General features: G+C 72.1%; 12 protein-coding genes and 1 tRNA gene. 7 read left to right on the forward strand and 6 right to left on the reverse strand.

Annotated features, from left to right (window positions below; genetic code table 11):
• Positions 1-143: 143 nt before the first annotated feature.
• Positions 144-905: a GPP34 family phosphoprotein gene (locus tag ACFYVL_RS11005; protein ID WP_389243062.1), complete on the reverse strand. Its 762-nt coding sequence runs from the start codon at positions 903-905 to the stop codon at positions 144-146.
• 216 nt (positions 906-1,121) lie between these two features.
• On the opposite strand from ACFYVL_RS11005, the gene ACFYVL_RS11010 reads away from it, so the two are divergent.
• The 3 genes from ACFYVL_RS11010 (at position 1,122) to ACFYVL_RS11020 (ending at position 7,215) form a co-directional block, all read left to right on the forward strand.
• The gene (locus tag ACFYVL_RS11010; RefSeq protein WP_389243064.1) at positions 1,122-4,580 is read left to right on the forward strand and encodes a D-alanyl-D-alanine carboxypeptidase; all 3,459 of its coding nucleotides are present in this window, start codon (positions 1,122-1,124) and stop codon (positions 4,578-4,580) included.
• Between the two features lie 517 nt (positions 4,581-5,097).
• Entirely contained in the window at positions 5,098-5,301 is a 204-nt protein-coding gene (locus ACFYVL_RS11015; protein WP_189825182.1) for a cold-shock protein, read from the forward strand.
• A gap of 345 nt (positions 5,302-5,646) precedes the next feature.
• A complete protein-coding gene (locus ACFYVL_RS11020; RefSeq protein WP_389243066.1) occupies positions 5,647-7,215 on the forward strand; it encodes a DEAD/DEAH box helicase in 1,569 nt (522 codons plus the stop codon).
• Positions 7,216-7,278: 63 nt separating this feature from the next.
• Here ACFYVL_RS11020 and ACFYVL_RS11025 read toward each other — a convergent pair.
• Positions 7,279-7,351 (reverse strand) — tRNA-Arg (locus tag ACFYVL_RS11025).
• Positions 7,352-7,507: 156 nt separating this feature from the next.
• Positions 7,508-8,953, reverse strand: a complete 1,446-nt coding sequence (locus tag ACFYVL_RS11030; protein WP_389243069.1) for a M6 family metalloprotease domain-containing protein — start codon at positions 8,951-8,953, stop codon at positions 7,508-7,510.
• 287 nt (positions 8,954-9,240) lie between these two features.
• Between ACFYVL_RS11030 and ACFYVL_RS11035 the strand changes: the two genes are divergently transcribed.
• On the forward strand, positions 9,241-9,909 hold the full coding sequence (locus ACFYVL_RS11035; RefSeq protein WP_389243071.1) for a TetR/AcrR family transcriptional regulator: 669 nt from the start codon (positions 9,241-9,243) through the stop codon (positions 9,907-9,909).
• Between the two features lie 111 nt (positions 9,910-10,020).
• Positions 10,021-11,574, forward strand: coding sequence for an MFS transporter (locus ACFYVL_RS11040; protein ID WP_389243073.1), 1,554 nt, complete (start codon positions 10,021-10,023; stop codon positions 11,572-11,574).
• A 172-nt stretch (positions 11,575-11,746) separates the two neighbouring features.
• Here the strand turns inward: ACFYVL_RS11040 and ACFYVL_RS11045 are convergent, their stop codons facing one another.
• The gene (locus ACFYVL_RS11045) at positions 11,747-12,286 is read right to left on the reverse strand and encodes a MarR family winged helix-turn-helix transcriptional regulator (RefSeq protein ID WP_389243075.1); all 540 of its coding nucleotides are present in this window, start codon (positions 12,284-12,286) and stop codon (positions 11,747-11,749) included.
• A gap of 44 nt (positions 12,287-12,330) precedes the next feature.
• Between ACFYVL_RS11045 and ACFYVL_RS11050 the strand changes: the two genes are divergently transcribed.
• On the forward strand, positions 12,331-13,113 hold the full coding sequence (locus tag ACFYVL_RS11050; protein ID WP_389243077.1) for a dioxygenase: 783 nt from the start codon (positions 12,331-12,333) through the stop codon (positions 13,111-13,113).
• Between the two features lie 28 nt (positions 13,114-13,141).
• Here ACFYVL_RS11050 and ACFYVL_RS11055 read toward each other — a convergent pair whose 3' ends face one another.
• Positions 13,142-14,158 (reverse strand): questin oxidase family protein, encoded by a 1,017-nt coding sequence (locus ACFYVL_RS11055; RefSeq protein WP_389243079.1) that lies wholly within the window; start codon positions 14,156-14,158, stop codon positions 13,142-13,144.
• Between the two features lie 511 nt (positions 14,159-14,669).
• Between ACFYVL_RS11055 and ACFYVL_RS11060 the strand changes: the two genes are divergently transcribed.
• A complete protein-coding gene (locus ACFYVL_RS11060) occupies positions 14,670-15,668 on the forward strand; it encodes an RNA polymerase sigma factor RpoD/SigA (RefSeq protein WP_389243081.1) in 999 nt (332 codons plus the stop codon).
• A gap of 270 nt (positions 15,669-15,938) precedes the next feature.
• Here ACFYVL_RS11060 and ACFYVL_RS11065 read toward each other — a convergent pair whose 3' ends face one another.
• Positions 15,939-16,919: a helix-turn-helix transcriptional regulator gene (locus ACFYVL_RS11065; protein WP_389243083.1), complete on the reverse strand. Its 981-nt coding sequence runs from the start codon at positions 16,917-16,919 to the stop codon at positions 15,939-15,941.
• Positions 16,920-16,948 lie beyond the last annotated feature (29 nt).

Raw genomic sequence — 16,948 nt, forward strand, 5'->3', positions numbered from 1 at the left:
ACGGCCGGTCCACTGCCCCGCGCGTGGGGTGCGGCGGTGGTGCGGTGATGCGGTTGGTGCGTGTGCGTGTGCGTGTGCTCCTGCGGAACGACGCCGACCGCGCAGGGCGCGCCGATCGCGCCGGTGCCGCCGTCGGCGACGTGTCAGTGCGCCACGGCCCGCGCCATGCTGCCGCGGTGCGGCTGCACGGGTACGGAGGCGGTCTGACGTGCTCCGCCACCACTGCCGGCCGGACTGCCCGGACCCGCGGACGAACCTGGTGCGGCGCGACGTGGCGCGGCGGCCACCCCGTTCTGGACGTCCATCACGGCGTGCGCCACGAGACCGCCCATCGGGTCGTGCCGGATCAGGTCCCGCAGACGGGACCTCGACGACCGGCCCTCGTTGCCGGGATACAGATGCTTGCCGAGACCGACCGCGTGGGCCAGAGCGGCGAGCGCCGCGGTCCGCGGGTCCGGCGGTACGCCGGTGCGGATCGCGCTGTCCAGCCGGGCTCGGATGTCCCGGCTGATTGCCGTGTCCGTCGCCTGGTAGCGAGTCGTCGGCAGCACCCCGCACATCTGACCCGACACGGCATGCACCATGCCGCACCGCTCCAGATGCGCGAGATAGATCTGGCGCAGCCCCAGTCGGGGCCCGCCAATCCAGTGGACCGCCCGGACCGGGCTGCCGCGTCGGCGCAGCAGTTCCAGTGCGGAGTCCAGTGTCGGATCTCCGGTCGGCCGTGGCATCACCACGGCGATACGATCCCCGTCAGGGGCTATCCGTCCTGCCAGAGCCAGCTCCACTAGCTGTGCCCCGGCCAGGCCGAGGTCGAGCGACTGCGGCTGCGCTGTGGTACCCGTTGCCGGGTCCAGAGCGAGCAACAGAAGCTCCTCCGGAATTGTTCTGCGGCTCCTGCCCATCCATGCCTCCCCGCGTGGATGAATGACAGGGTGACCCCTCTCACATTCATCTGTCGAGAGTGCCTGGGTGCTTTGAGCGGGAACCAGTAGGTATGTCGTTCTCGTCTAGCACGTGGGGCCGGTGCCCGTAGCAGGACACTGGTTCATGGATCGGACAGCGGGGGCGGGCCCCGTTGCGGTGTGTGTGGCGTAGACGTACGCGTTGAGGAGGCATCGGTGGCGGGCGAGTCCCCCGACAGGTCGGAGCAGCGGAAGTCGTCGGGGGAGACGGCGGGCGAACGCGACCCCCGGCTCGCGGTGTTCCGTGAGAGGACGCCGGAGGCGTCGAAGTCGGTTCCACCGGACGCGAAGGCGGCTGCGGAAGCGGACGAGGTCACCCACGAGACGGCGGGCGCGGACACGGCGGAAGCCGTCGAGGGCCGCGACCGTCACGAGGTGGACCGGCCCACGGGCGTCTTCAGGACCCGCCCGAGGGTTACGGGCACGGGGTCCGGGGCGGCGGACGCCGCGGCCGACGGCGGTGCGGCCGAAGACGCCGCGGACGGCACGGCCCCGGACGACCGGTCCGCCGGTGCTTCCCGGGGTGCCGAAGCGGAATCCGGTGCCGAGGTACCGGCGGCGGACGGCGGCGGGGCCGCGGGGGCCGGCGCGGGCGCCGGTGCCACGGGCGCGCGCGGCGCGGTCGGCGGCTCGGACGAGGCGGACGCCGCGGAGGGCTCCGAGAGGGGCGCCAAGGGCACGGAGGGCGACCTGGCGGGGCAGGAAGCGGAATCCCGCTCCCAGGCCGCTGAGGAGCCCGTGGAGGGCTCCGAGCCGGGAGACTCCCGGCTGCGCGCCGCGGTTGCGGCGTGGGTGGCCACGGCCGACGACTCCGAGGACGGCTCCGGGGACAACTCCGGGGACGGCCCGGTGACGGACGGGAACGCCGACGCGACGGCTGCGGACGACCGCGGCCCGGCCGCTGGTGCGGGTGCCGCGAAGACCCCGAAGCGGAACGCGGGCACGGACACGGCTGCGGACGCCGGAGCGGACTCCGCCCCGGACGCCGACGCGGACTTCGCCGGGGACGAGTCCGGTGCGGCCAACTCCGCCGCCATCGCGGCTGCCGCGTTCTCGGGCGCCCGCGCGGCTCGCGAGGCCGGTACGGCCGACAGTGCGGCGCAGGACCGTTCCGCCGCGGAAGCGGAGGGCGAGGAGAGGACCGCGTCCAAGCCGTCCGGCAAGGCCCCCTCATGGGCCGCCAGGGCTGCCGCGGGAGCCGACGGCAAGGACGCCGAGCGCACGGGCGGCAAGCCGTCCACGGCCGAGGAGAAGCCGGAAGCGAAGTCCGCGAAGGACCGGTCCGCGAACACCGGTCCCGACTCGGCCTCCGGCACCGACTCTGCCGAGTCCGAGTCCGAGTCCGAGTCCGAGTCCGAGTCTGCGTCTGAGTCCGCGTCGGGCCGGTCGGCTTCGGGGAAGGGCGCCGGGTCCGCGTCCGGCGGAGCGGCGTCGGGCCGGTCGGCCGAGTCCGGGTCCCCGTCCTCGTCCGGTGCGTCGGCGTCCGGCAGGTCCGGCTCCGCCGCGTCCGAACCGGCCGGGTCCGCCCCGGAGTCCGGGGCCACGTCCCGGTCCAGCGAGTCGGCGACCGGCTGGTCCGGGTCCGCCGGGTCCGCATCCGGCAGTTCCGCGTCCGCCAAGTCGGCAGCGGCCAAGTCCGGCGACGAATCCGGCAAGTCCGGCGACGCGTCCGGCAAATCCACCTCCGCGTCCGGCAGGGCCGCGGGAGCCGCTTCCGCTGTCGCCGCGTCCGCCGCCGTGAAGTCGGCCGGGGCGGGGGAGTCGGCGGAGTCCGGGGGCGACGCCAAGTCGGGTTCCGGCTCCGCGGCGAAGTCCGGTTCCGGGACCGGGGCGCAGGCCGAGTCCGAGCCGAAGGGCGGGTCCGGTTCCGGTGCCGGGAGCAAGTCCGGGTCCGGGACCCCGGCCAAGTCCGGCAGGGCCGCCGGTGGTGACCGTCCGGGCGATGACGGCAACGGCGTCGACCAGGCCACCGCCGTCTTCAAGACCATGCGCCCCTCGGCGCCCAAGGTCGACCAGCCGACGGCGATGCTCAAGCTGCCCGCCACCGACCCGAAGGCGCCCAAGTCCCCGCAGGGCGGACCGAGTTCCCGGACGTCCCGGCCCGAGTCGGACACGGAGCGCACCAGCACCTTCGTACCGCTGAAGCCCGACGACGTACGGTCGCCGAAGCCGCCGCGCCGGCCCGGGGCCACCGGTTCCGTGGGTGCGGCGGCCGGGGCGCAGGCGCGTCCCGACGGTCCGCCGATGCCTCCCGCGCAGGCCGGTCAGGGCCGGGCGCCCGGCGGTTTCCCGGAGGCGGAGCTGACCAAGCAGCAGCCGCTGCCGCCCAAGCCGCCGCTGGACCTGCTCGCCGAGCTGACCAACAAGCCCGCCCCGCCGGAGACCCCGGTCCGCACCACCGTCCGCCGGCTCAAGATCTGGACCCCGCTGGTCCTGCTCCTGCTGGTGGTCTTCGCGGTCGTGCAGATGGTCCGTCCGCTGCCGGACCCGAAGATCGCGCTGACCGCTTCGCCGTCGTACACCTTCGAGGGCGGGAAGATCGAGATGCCGTGGCCCGGCGAGGGCCAGTCCGCCATCGAGGTCGAGGGCGTCGGCTCCATGGGCACGGAGGGCGCGCAGAAGGCCGCCCCGATCGCGAGCATGGCGAAGGCCATGACGGCGTACGTGATCCTCAAGGACCACCCGATCACGGGCAAGCAGGACGGTCCGAAGATCACCGTCGACCAGGCCGCCGAGGACGACGGCAACAAGGGCGACGAGTCCACCGCGAAGGTCAAGAAGGGGCAGGAGTACACGCAGCGCCAGATGCTGATGATGCTCATGATCCCGTCGGGCAACAACGTGGCACGGCTGCTCGGGCGCTGGGACGCGGGTTCGGAGGAGAAGTTCCTCGAAAAGATGAACGCCGCCGCCAAGGACCTCGGCATGACCAACACGAAGTACACCGACTCCAGCGGCTTCGACAAGGGAACCGTCAGCACCCCCGTCGACCAGATCAAGCTGGGCCGCGCGGTGATGGAGAACGACGTGTTCCGCAAGATCGTGGACATGCCGGACGTCAAGATCCCCGGTCTGCCGGGCACGATCTACAACAACAACAAGATCCTGCTGAAGCCGGGCGTCAACGGCATCAAGACGGGCTCGACCACTCCGGCGGGCGGCAACCTGCTGTTCACGGCGAGCACGATGATCGACGGCAAGGAGCGCCGGATCATCGGCGCGGTCATGAACCAGACGACCGGGGCCGTGCTGAACGACAAGCTGGACAAGGCCATCTTCGGCAGCCTGAAGCTGATCGAGAAGGCGCAGGAGACGGTCACCTCGGCCACGGTCGTCAAGAAGGGCGACGTCGTCGGGTTCGTGGACGACGGACTCGGCGGACAGACGCCGGTCGTGGCGACCAAGGACCTGAAGGCGGTCGGCTGGCCCGGTCTGAAGGTCGAACTGGCGGCCGGTGCGGCGGAGGGCAAGAGCGTGCCGCACGCGGCGAAGGCCGGTGACGTGGTCGGCGAGGTCACCGTCGGCACCGGCCCCGGCCAGGTGAAGGCGCCGGTGGCACTCAAGTCGGACCTGGTGGAACCGGGCTTCGGCGCGAAGCTGCGCCGGCTGGGCTGACCGGGACACCTCGACCCGGATACCTCGGCCCGGACACATCGACAGGGACAGATCGGCCGGGACACCTCGCCGACGACACCCCGGGGACGGCGCCCGGGACGCCGGGCGGGCCGCACGAGCGGCCCGCCCGGCGCGTTTCCCGGGTGAACTCGCCGCCCCGGAAAGTGATCGTCGGGCAAAGTCTTCGTGCCGGAGCGGTTGCCGTCCTGATCGCCGGGGTACATTCCCTCCGCACTGCGCCCCGGACCGCCGATGTGAACACACGGAAGCGACCGGAGCGAAGTCGGGTGAATACTCGCCGTGCCGGAATGCTCTCGGCGTGCTACGGTTATTCACAGTTGCAGTTGTGGTTCCCGAAAAGACTTACAAGTGCTCTCCCCGGAATTCACTCGTTTTCCGGTGGGCGCACTTTTCTTTTGTATTTCCGGTGCTCTTCTCCCGGACGGGGTCATCATCGCGCGACGTGGAGCACGCACAGTGTGTGTTCCTCGGGTCTTTACCCCGAAGGAGATTTGACATGGCTACTGGCACCGTGAAGTGGTTCAACTCTGAAAAGGGCTTCGGCTTCATCGAGCAGGACGGCGGCGGCGCCGACGTCTTCGCCCACTACTCCAACATCGCCACCTCGGGCTTCCGTGAGCTCCAGGAGGGCCAGAAGGTGAACTTCGACGTCACGCAGGGCCAGAAGGGCCCGCAGGCGGAGAACATCGTCCCCGCCTGATCATTGGCCTCGGCCTGATCAGTGGTGACAGCGCGGCTGGGACCTGCACCTCGGGTGCGGGTCCCAGCCCGTTTTTGCGTCCGGGAATGCATGGGTCACACTCGTTGTTGAAGCGACGCGGCCTCCGGGCCGCGGCCCCCGGGAACGCAAGATCGTCCCAGCTGTGCAGGATCGCCGTTCCACGGGTTCGCCCCCGGCCCCCCGGGCCGTCCCGCCGGAACGTGCGACAGGGCCCCGGGCCGTCTTCTGTTTTTCATTCATTTCGGCTCGTTCTTGAAATGCGGCCCGCTTTGCGGTGGGTCCGGGATTTCCTCGATACGTGCCGGTATCGAGGAGGATTCTCCGTTGAGTACGAACTATGCCCGCTTCGGCGGGAATCGCGACACGAGTGCCGGAAAGCGCGGAAATGGCGGCGGGAGTGGTAGTGGCGGCGCCTCGAAGCGCGGCTCGGGCTCCGGCGGCCGTACGGGCGGCAGTTACGCGGCCGGTGGCCGTCCGGGTTCCGGAAACGGCGGCCGTTCCCGCCGCCCGGTAACCCTGAAGGGCGAATTCGCCCTCCCCGTGACGGTCACCCCGGGCCTTCCCCCGGTCGCCGCCTTCACCGAACTCGACATGCCGGACGCGGTGCAGCGGGCGCTGGCCGCCGAGGGGGTCACCGAGCCGTTCCCGATCCAGGCCGCGACGCTCCCCAACTCGCTCGCCGGACGCGACGTGCTGGGCCGTGGCCGCACCGGTTCCGGCAAGACCCTCGCCTTCGGCCTCGCGATGCTCGTGCGCACGGCCTCGTACGGACGCAGGGCGCAGCCCAAGGCGCCGCTCGCCCTGGTCCTCGTACCGACGCGGGAACTCGCCCAGCAGGTGACGGACGCGCTCACCCCGTACGCCGAGGTCCTGAAGCTGAGCATGGCCACCGTCGTCGGCGGCATGTCCATCGGCCGGCAGTCCTCCGCGCTGCGGCGCGGCGCCGACGTCGTCGTCGCCACGCCCGGCCGGCTCAAGGACCTCATCGAGCGCCGGGACTGCCGCCTCGACCAGGTCCGCGTCACCGTCCTCGACGAGGCGGACCAGATGGGCGACATGGGCTTCATGCCCGACGTCACCGAACTCCTCCAGCAGGTGCGGGAGGACGGCCAGACGATGCTCTTCTCCGCCACCCTCGACCGCAACGTCGACAAGCTGGTGCGCACCTTCCTCGACGACCCGGTCGTCCACTCCGTCGACCCGTCGGCCGGGGCGGTCACCACCATGGAGCACCACGTCCTCGAAGTGCACGGCGCCGACAAGCACGCCACCACCGTCGAGATCGCGGCCCGCGACGGACGCGTCCTGATGTTCCTGGACACCAAGCAGGCGGTGGACCGCCTCACCACCGACCTGCTGGCCAGCGGCGTCCGCGCGGCGGCCCTGCACGGCGGCAAGTCCCAGCCGTTGCGCACGCGCACGCTGGACCGCTTCAAGAAGGGCGAGATCACCGTCCTGGTCGCCACCAACGTCGCCGCCCGCGGCATCCACATCGACGACCTCGACCTCGTCGTGAACGTCGATCCCCCCACCGACCCCAAGGACTACCTGCACCGCGGCGGCCGTACCGCCCGCGCGGGCGAGTCCGGGCGCGTCGTCACCCTGGTGACCCCCGGCCAGCGCCGCGACTTCGCCCGGCTGATGCGCGAGGCGGGCGTCACCCCGTACACGGCCGCGGTCCGCTCCGGCGACGCCGAACTCACCCGCATCACCGGTGCCCAGGCCCCCTCCGGCGTCCCGGTCCGCGCCACCGCCCAGCGCGCCGCCACCCCCGACCAGCCCCGCAGCCGCCCGACCCGCTCCCGCCGCTCCCCGGCCCCCTCGCGGGGCCGCCGCGAGTCCGCGGAAATGGCCGCGGCCCGCAAGGCGGCGGCGATCCGCAGGTCCTCGTAACCGGTACCGCCCCCGGACACCGAGAAGCCCCCCGACCGGTCGCGGTCGGGGGGCTTCGGGCTGTGCCCCCGGCAGGATTCGAACCTGCGACACCAGCTTTAGGAGAGCTGTGCTCTATCCCCTGAGCTACGGAGGCCGGTCTTGCGGGTGCGTGGGGCCTCCGGGTGGGAGATCCCTTGCGCGGGGCAAGAGCCAGGGCTGCTGCTGTGAGCGGCCCAGCACAGCCTAGCGGATGGGGCGGGCGTGGGGGGATGGGGTGGGGCCGCTGGTCCGGCGGCGGGTCGGGCGGGGGTCAGGAGCGGGTGACGCGGATGCGGTGGTCGCCGGTGGCCTCGTCCGCGTCGAGCACGTCGATGCGGATGCCGCGCGCCTTGTCGGTGAAGGACGTGCCGGGGGTGAACGGAGCGTCGGAGAGCTCCAGATGGACGTTGGGGCGGCGGGTGCAGCCGCCGCTGTTGCGTTCGCTGTCGGCGACCGTGATGGGGCCGTTGCCGGTGTCCACGTCCGCGTCCACGCGGTAGATGAGCACGCCCGGTTTGCACACCGCGTCGTCGTTGCCCGCGCGGGTGCGCACCTCGACCGCGTACCCCGAGGTCTCGGAGAGCGGTACGAAGGCCAGCTTGCGGGCACCGGTGGGGGCGGCCAGCGGGGCGAGGGTGAGGTCGGTGGTGCCGCGGCGGGCGGCGCAGCCGACCTGCCGGGTGTCCAGCCAGCCGAGCTTCCACTTGTGCCAGCCCAGAAGGTCGTTGTTGGCCCCCCAGTCCTCGGACATGATGTCCCAGTGGCCGACCGCGCCGCCGCCGTCCGGGGTGTAGAGGTCGGGCAGGCCGAAGACGTGGCCGTTCTCGTGCGGCAGGACGCGGAAGCCGGTCTCCGCGTAGCTGCCCGAGCCGTCGTCCTGGCGGCTGTAGACGAACGAGGTGTTGGCCAGCGGGACGCCGTCGGCGACCGGAGCCTCGCTGTTGCCGGAGAAGGTGACGGACAGGACCGTGTCCAGGGCCGAGGGGCCGGCGTTCGGGGTGACCAGGATGTTCACCAGGTCGTACGCGGAGAAGTCGACCCGGGGGTCTGCGAGCGTCACGATGTCCTGCACCAGCCGCTGGTAGCCCGGCTCGAACGGGGCGCCGCGCTCTATCCCGTACTCGGCGAACGGCAGCGGCATCCGCAGCCAGTCGGTGATCGGCGCCCGGGGCACGTATCGCAGCCGGCCGTAGCTGCTGGCGTCGAACCAGGCGGCGGTCTGCGGCGCGAACTCCTGGAAGCGGGCCAGCGCGGTGCCCTGACCGGGCGCGTCCGGAAAGTCGATCATCAGGTTGAGGGCGCGCACCTCGCCGGTGGACCGGGTGTAGCCGGGCGCGGTGGGCATGCCCTCCGACATCTGCACGCCGCGGGTGCCGGTGATGCGGCACGGCTGCACGGCGGCCTCCAGTGCCTCCGTCGAGCCGGGCGGCCCCGCGGGCTCCGGCTGCGTACGGACGGACCGTGCGGAGCCCTCGGCGGCCCGGAGGTTTCCGGCCGGGCCCGAGGAGGCGTGGCGGGAGTCGCCGAGCGGGGTGCTCGCGCTGGTCACGACGGTGAGGGCGAGCGTGGCCAGGGCGGCGAGGCCGAGGACGCGGCGCGGGGCGCGGGTGGAGCGGGGGCCGCCGCGACGGCCGCCGGGAAGAGGGCCGCCGGCCGGGGTTCCGTGGCCGGTGCGGGGGCCGCCGGTTATGCCGGGGCGGGGGCGCGGCTGCTGCATGGATTTTCGCCTTCCGCTCCACGCAGCCCTGTCCGTTCCGTCCCGGACAGTCCTGACTGCTCCTGTTCGCTCACCCTCCGGTGACGGGCGGAGGGGCGCGCGTTGGGTGGGCCGAAGGTGGTGCGGCTTGTGATTCAGGTCACATGAAGGAAGTGGGGGCAGGTGGAAATAAACGGGGAGCGTCTCCCCGTTTGAAGGTGAGTCCGCAGAAAGTGGGGAAGCCCTCCCCGTTTTCGTACGGGCCGCCCCGTCCCCGTACGGAAGCGGCAGTCGAAGGGAGAGTTGTGGTGGTCAGCGAAACCGGTGCCTCCGTCGCGCAGCGGCGCGTCCCGCGCCCGCGTGCCGACGCACTGCGCAACCGGGAACGCATCGTCACCGCGGCGCGCGAGATGTTCGTCGAGCACGGACCGGACGTGCCCCTCGACGAGATCGCCCGCCGTGCCGTGGTCGGAAACGCCACGCTCTACCGGAACTTCCCCGACCGCGAGGACCTGATCCACGAAGTGGTGGTGTCGGTCCTGGCCCGTACCGCCGAGCGCGCCGAAGCGGCGGTCATGGAGATCGCCGAGGAGCGGGGCGACGCCTTCGGCGCCCTGCGGCGCTTCGTCCACGAGGCCGCCGACGAACGGATCGGCGCACTGTGCCCGATGCTTTCCGAGGGCTTCGACTCGCAGCACGCCGACCTGCTCGCCGGCCGCGAACGCCTGGAAGTGGCCGTCGAGGACCTGATGGGCCGCGCCCGCGCGGCCGGCCGGCTCCGCTCCGACGTCGCCGTCGGCGACCTCATGGTGGCGCTGTCCCAGCTCACCCGGCCGCTGCCCGGCAGCGGCTGCATCAACTTCGACCAGTTCGTCCACCGTCATCTGCAGCTGTTCCTCGACGGTCTGGAAGCACCCGCACGATCCGAGCTGCCCGGCAGCCCGGCGACCCTGGAAGACCTCCGCCGACCTCAGTGACCCCGTCCCGGCGCCCCCGCCGAGGACCACCGCACACCACGTACCGGCAGTGCCCCACGGGTGCCGCTCATGTCCGTTTTCTGTCTTTCGCACCCCAAGGTGGCTACTCCCATGCCTGAAACAGGCCCCTCCCTCGCCAAGCGGGACGGCGCGATACCCGCGCCCGCGCCCGCCGCCGACCCCAACCGCTGGAAGGCGCTCGTCTTCATCGCGCTCGCCCAGCTGATGGTCGTCCTCGACGCGACGATCGTGAACATCGCCCTGCCGTCCGCCCAGCAGGACCTCGGCATCTCCGACGCCAACCGGCAGTGGGTCATCACCGCCTACGCCCTCGCCTTCGGCGGACTGCTGCTCTTCGGCGGACGTCTCGCCGACCTGTGGGGCCGCAAGCGCGTCTTCGTCATCGGCCTGACCGGCTTCGCCGCCGCCTCCGCACTGGGCGGTGCCGCCACCGGCGAGGCGATGATGCTCGGTTCGCGCGCCCTCCAGGGCGTCTTCGGCGCCCTCCTCGCGCCGGCCGCACTGTCACTGCTGGCCGTGACGTTCACCGACGTGAAGGAGCGCGCCAAGGCGTTCGGCATCTTCGGTGCCATCGCGGGCGGCGGCGGTGCCGTCGGCCTGATCCTCGGCGGGTTCCTCACCGAGTACCTCGACTGGCGCTGGACGTTCTTCGTCAACATCCCCTTCGCCGTGGTCGCCGCCGTCGGCGCGTACTTCTTCATCCGTGAGCCGGCCGGCGGCCGCAACCGCTCGCCGCTCGACCTCCCCGGCGTGGTCCTCTCCACCCTCGGCCTGGTCTCCCTCGTCTACGGCTTCACGCGCGCCGAGACCGACGGCTGGAGCGCCGGGATGACCCTGGGCATGTTCGCCGCCGCGGTCGTCCTGCTGGCCGCCTTCGTGGCCGTCGAGGCGAAGGTGAAGCACCCGCTGCTGCCGCTGCGCGTCCTGTTGGAGCGCAACCGCGGCGGGGTCTACCTGTCGCTGGGGCTCGCCGTCATCGGGATGTTCGGACTGTTCCTGTTCCTCACGTACTACCTCCAGGTCATCAAGGGCTACTCGCCCGTCATGACCGGCTTCGCGTTCCTGCCGATGATCGCGGGCATGATCACGGGCTCCACCCAGGTCGGCGCCCGGCTGATGACCCGGGTGCCGCCGCGCCTGCTGATGGGCCCCGGCTTCCTGCTGGCCGCGACCGGCATGCTGCTGCTCACCCAGCTGGAGATCGGTTCCTCGTACGCCGGTCTGATCCTGCCCGCGCAGCTGCTGCTGGGTCTGGGCATGGGTACGGCGTTCATGCCGGCCATGTCGCTGGCCACCCACGGCATCGAGCCGCGCGACGCGGGTGTCGCCTCCGCCATGGTGAACACCTCGCAGCAGGTCGGCGGCGCGATCGGCACCGCGCTGCTGAGCACCGTCGCGGTGAGCGCCACCCGCGACTACGCCCTCACGCACGCGGCCGACGGGCTGCCCGCGAAGCTGCTCGGGGCGCAGGCCGCCGTGCACGGCTACTCCAGTGCCATCTGGTGGGCCGTCGGCATCCTGGTCGTCTCGGCGGGCATCGCCTTCACGCTGATCACGGCGGGCAGGCCCGGAGTGACGACCGTGTCGTCCGGCGACGGCCAGGGCGCCGAGGACGAGGTACGGATCCCCGTCGTGGCGCACTGACACCCGGTTCGGCCGGCGGTCACGGTCCCGGTTCCGCCGGCACTCCCCGCCCCGATTCCGCCGCTTCTCGCGGCGGGGCCGGGGCGGAGTGCTGTCCGGATGCTCCGTACCGCCTCGTCCGGTGCGGTGCGGATACGTCGTTGGTACGTGTCACCGCAGCCGGGCAAGAGGGCTACCGCAGCCAGGGCAGGTCCGCGCCCGTGCCCGTGGGCTCCAGGCCCTCGGCGATGCTGCACATGATCTCGCCGAGCTGCCGCACCTGCTCCTCGCTCAACCGGTCGAACATCGCCCGGCGGACGAGTTCCACGTGGTCGGGAGCGGCCTCCCGCAGGACCTCGTACCCCTCGTCCGTGAGGAACGCGTTCTGGCCGCGCTTGTCCGAGGGGCAGTCCTGGCGGCGCACCCAGCCGTTCTTCTCCAGCCGGGCGACCGCGTGCGAGAGCCGGGAGCGGGTGATCTTCGCGTTCTTCGCCAGCTCCGTCATCCGCAGTTTGCGGCCGGGCGCCTGCGCGAGCTGCACGAGCAGCCCGTAGTACATGTGGGGCATGCCGGCGTCGCGCTGCAACTGGCGGTCGAGGGTGTCGTCGAGGAGGGTGGTGGCATGGATGTACGCGCGCCAGACGCGCTGCTCCTCGTCGCTGAGCCAGCGCGGTCCGGTGGCGGCGCCGACCCCTGCCCGGGTGCTGCGGGCCGCCTTCTTCGATGTGCTCATGCGCTCCACTGTAAAGCCCCTCATTGAAAGTTAAACTAGAGCGCATGACATCCACCACCGCGCGCATGCCCGCCCTGTACCTCAGCCACGGAGCTCCGCCGCTCGCCGATGATCCAGTGTGGCCCGGCGAACTGGCCGCCTGGTCCGCCGACCTGCCCAGGCCGCGCGCCATCCTGGTCGTCTCGGCCCACTGGGAGGAGTCGCCGCTGGCCCTCGGCGCCACCCGGACGGTCCCCCTCGTCTACGACTTCTGGGGCTTCCCCGAGCACTACTACGCCGTCCGGTACGCCGCCCCCGGCGCGCCCGAGCTGGCCGAGTCCGTACGGAACCTGCTGCGCGGCGCCGGGCTGCCCGTGCAGGACGTCGAGGACCGTGGGCTGGACCACGGGGCGTACGTGCCGCTCGTGGAGATGTTCCCGCAGGCGGACGTTCCGGTGCTCCAGGTGTCGATGCCGACGCTCGACCCGCAGCGTCTGATGGAGGTCGGGCGCAGGCTGGCGCCGCTGCGGGACGAGGGGGTGCTGATCGTCGGCAGCGGCTTCTTCACCCACAACCTGGCGGCCCTGCGGCACACCGGCCCCGGGGTGCCTTCCTGGTCGGCGGAGTTCGACGACTGGGGGCAGCGGGCGCTGGCCGCCGCCGACGTCGACGCGCTGCTCGACTTCGAGCACAAGTCCCCGGCGGGCACCCTGGCCCACCCGCGCACCGAGCACTTCGCCCCGCTGTTCGTCACGCTCGGCGCGGCCGAGGACGAACTGGCCGGCGCGCGCAGCGTGATCGACGGGTTCTGGATGGGGCTGGCGAAGCGGTCGGTGCAGTTCGGCTGAGGGCCGGGGCCGCTCGCCACGGGCCGCGCTAGACCAGCGGTTCGCTGATCTCCACCGCGTACAGGGCCGCCGACAGGGCGCGTTCGTCACCGACGTCGAGGGCGGTGTCGGCGAACTTCACCACGTGCTCGTCACCGTGCTCGGCGGCCCGCTCGAAGACCTCCATCGCGGTGAGCCCGGCCGCCCGGGGCCGGTAGGCGACCGGCTCGTCGGGCGCGTACATCGCGGTCACCGCGGCCGTCACCCGCCACGCGGTGTGCAGGCTGGGTACCCACAGGGACCGCGGCAGCGCGGGCAGGACGCGCAGGACGGCGTTGGGGGCCGTCGAGGCGTGCACGAGCATCGTCTCCTCGCCGTGCCCGTGGGTCGCGTACCGGTGCACCGCGGCCCGCACCAGCTCGGTCAGCCTCTCGCGGGCCTCCTCGGGCGTCGCCGGAGCCGCCGCCCACACGGGCACGCGCGCCACGCGCGCCAGCCGGTCGGGAAAGCTCCCCTCCCGTACGTCGACGGGCGGTACGGAGCCCAGGGCCGCGGCGGCGGTGACCGCTCCCGGCAGCGGCGCCGGTTCGGGGGCGCGGTGGTGCCGGGCCGCCCAGTAGCCCAGGCCGTGCGCCAGCTCCGTCAGCCTGGGCGCCGTCCGCCCGTCGTCGTCCCGCAGGTTGCGCACCGCGTGCCCGACCCGGATCACCGGATGCGCGGAGCCGCCGGCGATGCCGGGCAGCAGCCGCGGCCACCACTCGGCCAGCACGTCCCGCCAGGGCCGCTCGGCGAGCAGCCGCTCGAAGTACGCGATCCAGTCGGCTGCCCGGCGCGGATCGCCCAGCGCCTCCTGCCAGTTGTCGTCGGTCACCCGGGCGTGGCTGCCCGGGAACTCCTCCAGCTTGTCCGCGTACAGGTCGAGCCAGCGGTGCACATCGCCCGCGCGGCCGTGCGCGGCGAGCGCCTCCACCGCCATGGGGGCGTGGTTGGAGAGCCGTCCCAGCCGCTCGGGCCCCGTGCCGTGCAGCCGGACGAGTGCTTCGTCGTACGTGCCTGTGGTGTCCATGCGCCGGACACTAGGCGCCCGCCCGGCGCTCGGTAACGGGCTCGGGACCTAGGGCGTGCGGCGGAGGAACGGGGGTACCTGGCGCCCGGGGCCCGTTCGCCGCGCACGCCGGATCCATGCCGGATCCGGGGCAGAGGGGGCATCCTGAGCAACCTTGCGGGGGCCCGCGCCGTCTTCACGGTCGAAGGGCGGCCGGGAGCGACCGGCAGGGCACGAAAGTGGCCGCCCGGAAGGTGATGGACGTCTCACCGGTGAAGGGGCCATAAAGACCGCCGCGCACCGTCGGACCGTCCTCAATACCTGCCCTGACCTGCGTTTTCATGGTGATTTGGACCAAGTTTTTGCCCCGGCGGGGCGACAGGATACTGCAAGATCACGAAATTGAGTGCGGCCGAGGGGAATTCTGTCCGGATTCCAGCCGTTGGATCGAATGGAAGCGGGGAACCCGAGAGGGATCCCGGCAGCCACAGCCGCACCACACGCGACCTACTCACGCAAGGGAGCACCAAGCATGGCAACCCGTGCCGTCGCCCGTCGGTCCTCGACCGGAACGACCCGGGCAAGCAGCGTTCGCGCCGTAGGCGGGGAGATCGCCGACCGCGACCTGGTCGGCATGTACCTCGACGAGATCGCACGGACGCCACTGCTCGACGCCGCCAAGGAAGTGGAGCTGTCCCAGACCATCGAGGCCGGTGTGTACGCACGCCAGATCCTCGACGGCGAAATAGCCGACTCCAAGGAGGCGGGTGCCGCTTCCCGCGAGGAGCTGGAAGCGCTGTACGAGGCGGGGGAGCGCGCCAAGGACCTGTTCATCCGGTCCAACCTGCGCCTCGTCGTCGCGGTCGCCCGCCGCTACCCGCGCAGCGGTCTGCCGCTCCTCGACCTGATCCAGGAGGGGAACGCGGGCCTGGTGCGCGCCGTCGAGAAGTTCGACTACGCCAAGGGCTTCAAGTTCTCCACGTACGCGACCTGGTGGATCCGTCAGGCCATCACCCGGTCCATAGCCGACCAGTCCCGCACCATCCGGCTGCCCGTCCACCTGGTGGAGGAGCTGGGCCGGATCCGGCGCGTGCAGCGCGAGTTCAACCGTGAGAACGGACGCGACCCGGAGCCCGAGGAGATCGCGGCCGAGCTCGACAGCAAGCCCCAGCGCGTCAGCGACGTACTGGACTGGGCGCGCGACCCGGTCTCGCTCAACATGCCCGTCGACGACGGCGGCGAGACCCAGTTCGGCGACCTGCTGGAGGACACCTCGGCGATCTCGCCCGAGCAGTCGGTGCTCTCCATGCTGCGCAGCGAGGAACTGGACGACCTGATCGGCAAGCTCGACCAGCGCACCGCCTCCATCATCAAGATGCGGTACGGCATCGAGGACGGCCGGGAGCGCACGCTCACCGAGGTCGGCAAGGAGCACGGGCTGACCCGCGAGCGGATCCGGCAGATAGAGAAGCACGCCCTGCTGGAGCTCAAGAAGATGGCCCACGACACGGGCTTCGACGCGGCGGCGTAACCGCCCGGCCCACACACCACGACGCGGGGGCGAACCGGCCGCTGCGTCCTACCCGGGAAGAAGCCCCGGCGCACTCCCCCCGGCGCCGGGGCTCCCCATCAGCATGCCCGCGGGCCCTCGACGCCCGCGGGTTCCGTACGTTCGAGGGGCCTTGACGCCTGCGGGTTCCGTACGTGCGCGCGTCCGCCACCTCCGTGGATTCCGTACGGGGCCTCTCGGGCGGCGTTGCGGCCGTGCGGTCGTCCGGTCGCCCGGTGGTTTCCCGCGGGGTCACTCCGGCGGGGTCACCGCCCTGCCGATGCGCGCGCCCAGCGAGGTCAGGAAGTCCACCAGCTGCGGCGGCTGCTCCACCGCGAACTCGCAGTCCACCATGGCCAGTCGGACCCCCAGCCACTCCAGTGAGTCCCGGACGTCCGCCTCCATCCGGCAGCTGTGCTCGCCGGTCGCCACCGGGGTTCCCAGCGAGGCCGGCAGCCGCGCCGCCACGAACTCGGCCGGCGCCTCGAACGTCACCGCCAGCCGCACCGGCTCCTGCCGCCCGTTGCCCAGCGCGTGCATCGACTGCCGGATGAAGTCGGCGGCGTTGCCCGTCGGCAGCCCGCGCGGCACGAACCGCGCCCCCGTCGCGAAGGGCTCGCTCACCCGGTCCACCCGGAAGGTCCGCCAGTCCTCTCTGTCGATGTCGTACGCGACCAGGTACCACCGGCGCCCGGTGCTGACCAGCCGGTAGGGCTCGACCAGCCGCTTGCTCGGCGTACCGTCGCCCGCGCGGTAGCCGAACCGCAGCCGCTCGTGCCCGGTCGCGGCCCCCGCCATCACCGTCAGTGTCAGCGGATCGATGCTCGCCCCGTCGCCGCTGGTCAGCGGGATCGTCGCGGCCTGGAGGGTGGCGACCTGGTGGCGCAGCCGGGACGGAAGGACCTGTTCCAGCTTTGCCAGCGCCCGTACCGACGCCTCCTCGATGCCCTCCACCGCGTGCCCGGCACCGGCCCGCAGCCCGACCGCGATGGCCACCGCCTCCTCGTCGTCGAGCACCAGGGGCGGCATCGCCTTGCCCGCGACCAGTCGGTACCCGCCCTCCGCGCCCATCGTGGCCTGCACCGGATAGCCCAGGTCACGGAGCCGGTCGATGTCCCTGCGCACCGTACGGCGGGACACCTCCAGCCGATCGGCGAGTTCGCTCCCGGGCCATTCGCGGGGCGTCTGGAGCAGCGAGAGCAATTGCAGCAGCCGTGCCGGTGTGTCCGTCATAACACCCAGGATGACGGGCAACTGGGCCA

The sequence above is a fragment of the Streptomyces sp. NPDC004111 genome (assembly GCF_042874215.1).
Classification (GTDB): domain Bacteria; phylum Actinomycetota; class Actinomycetes; order Streptomycetales; family Streptomycetaceae; genus Streptomyces.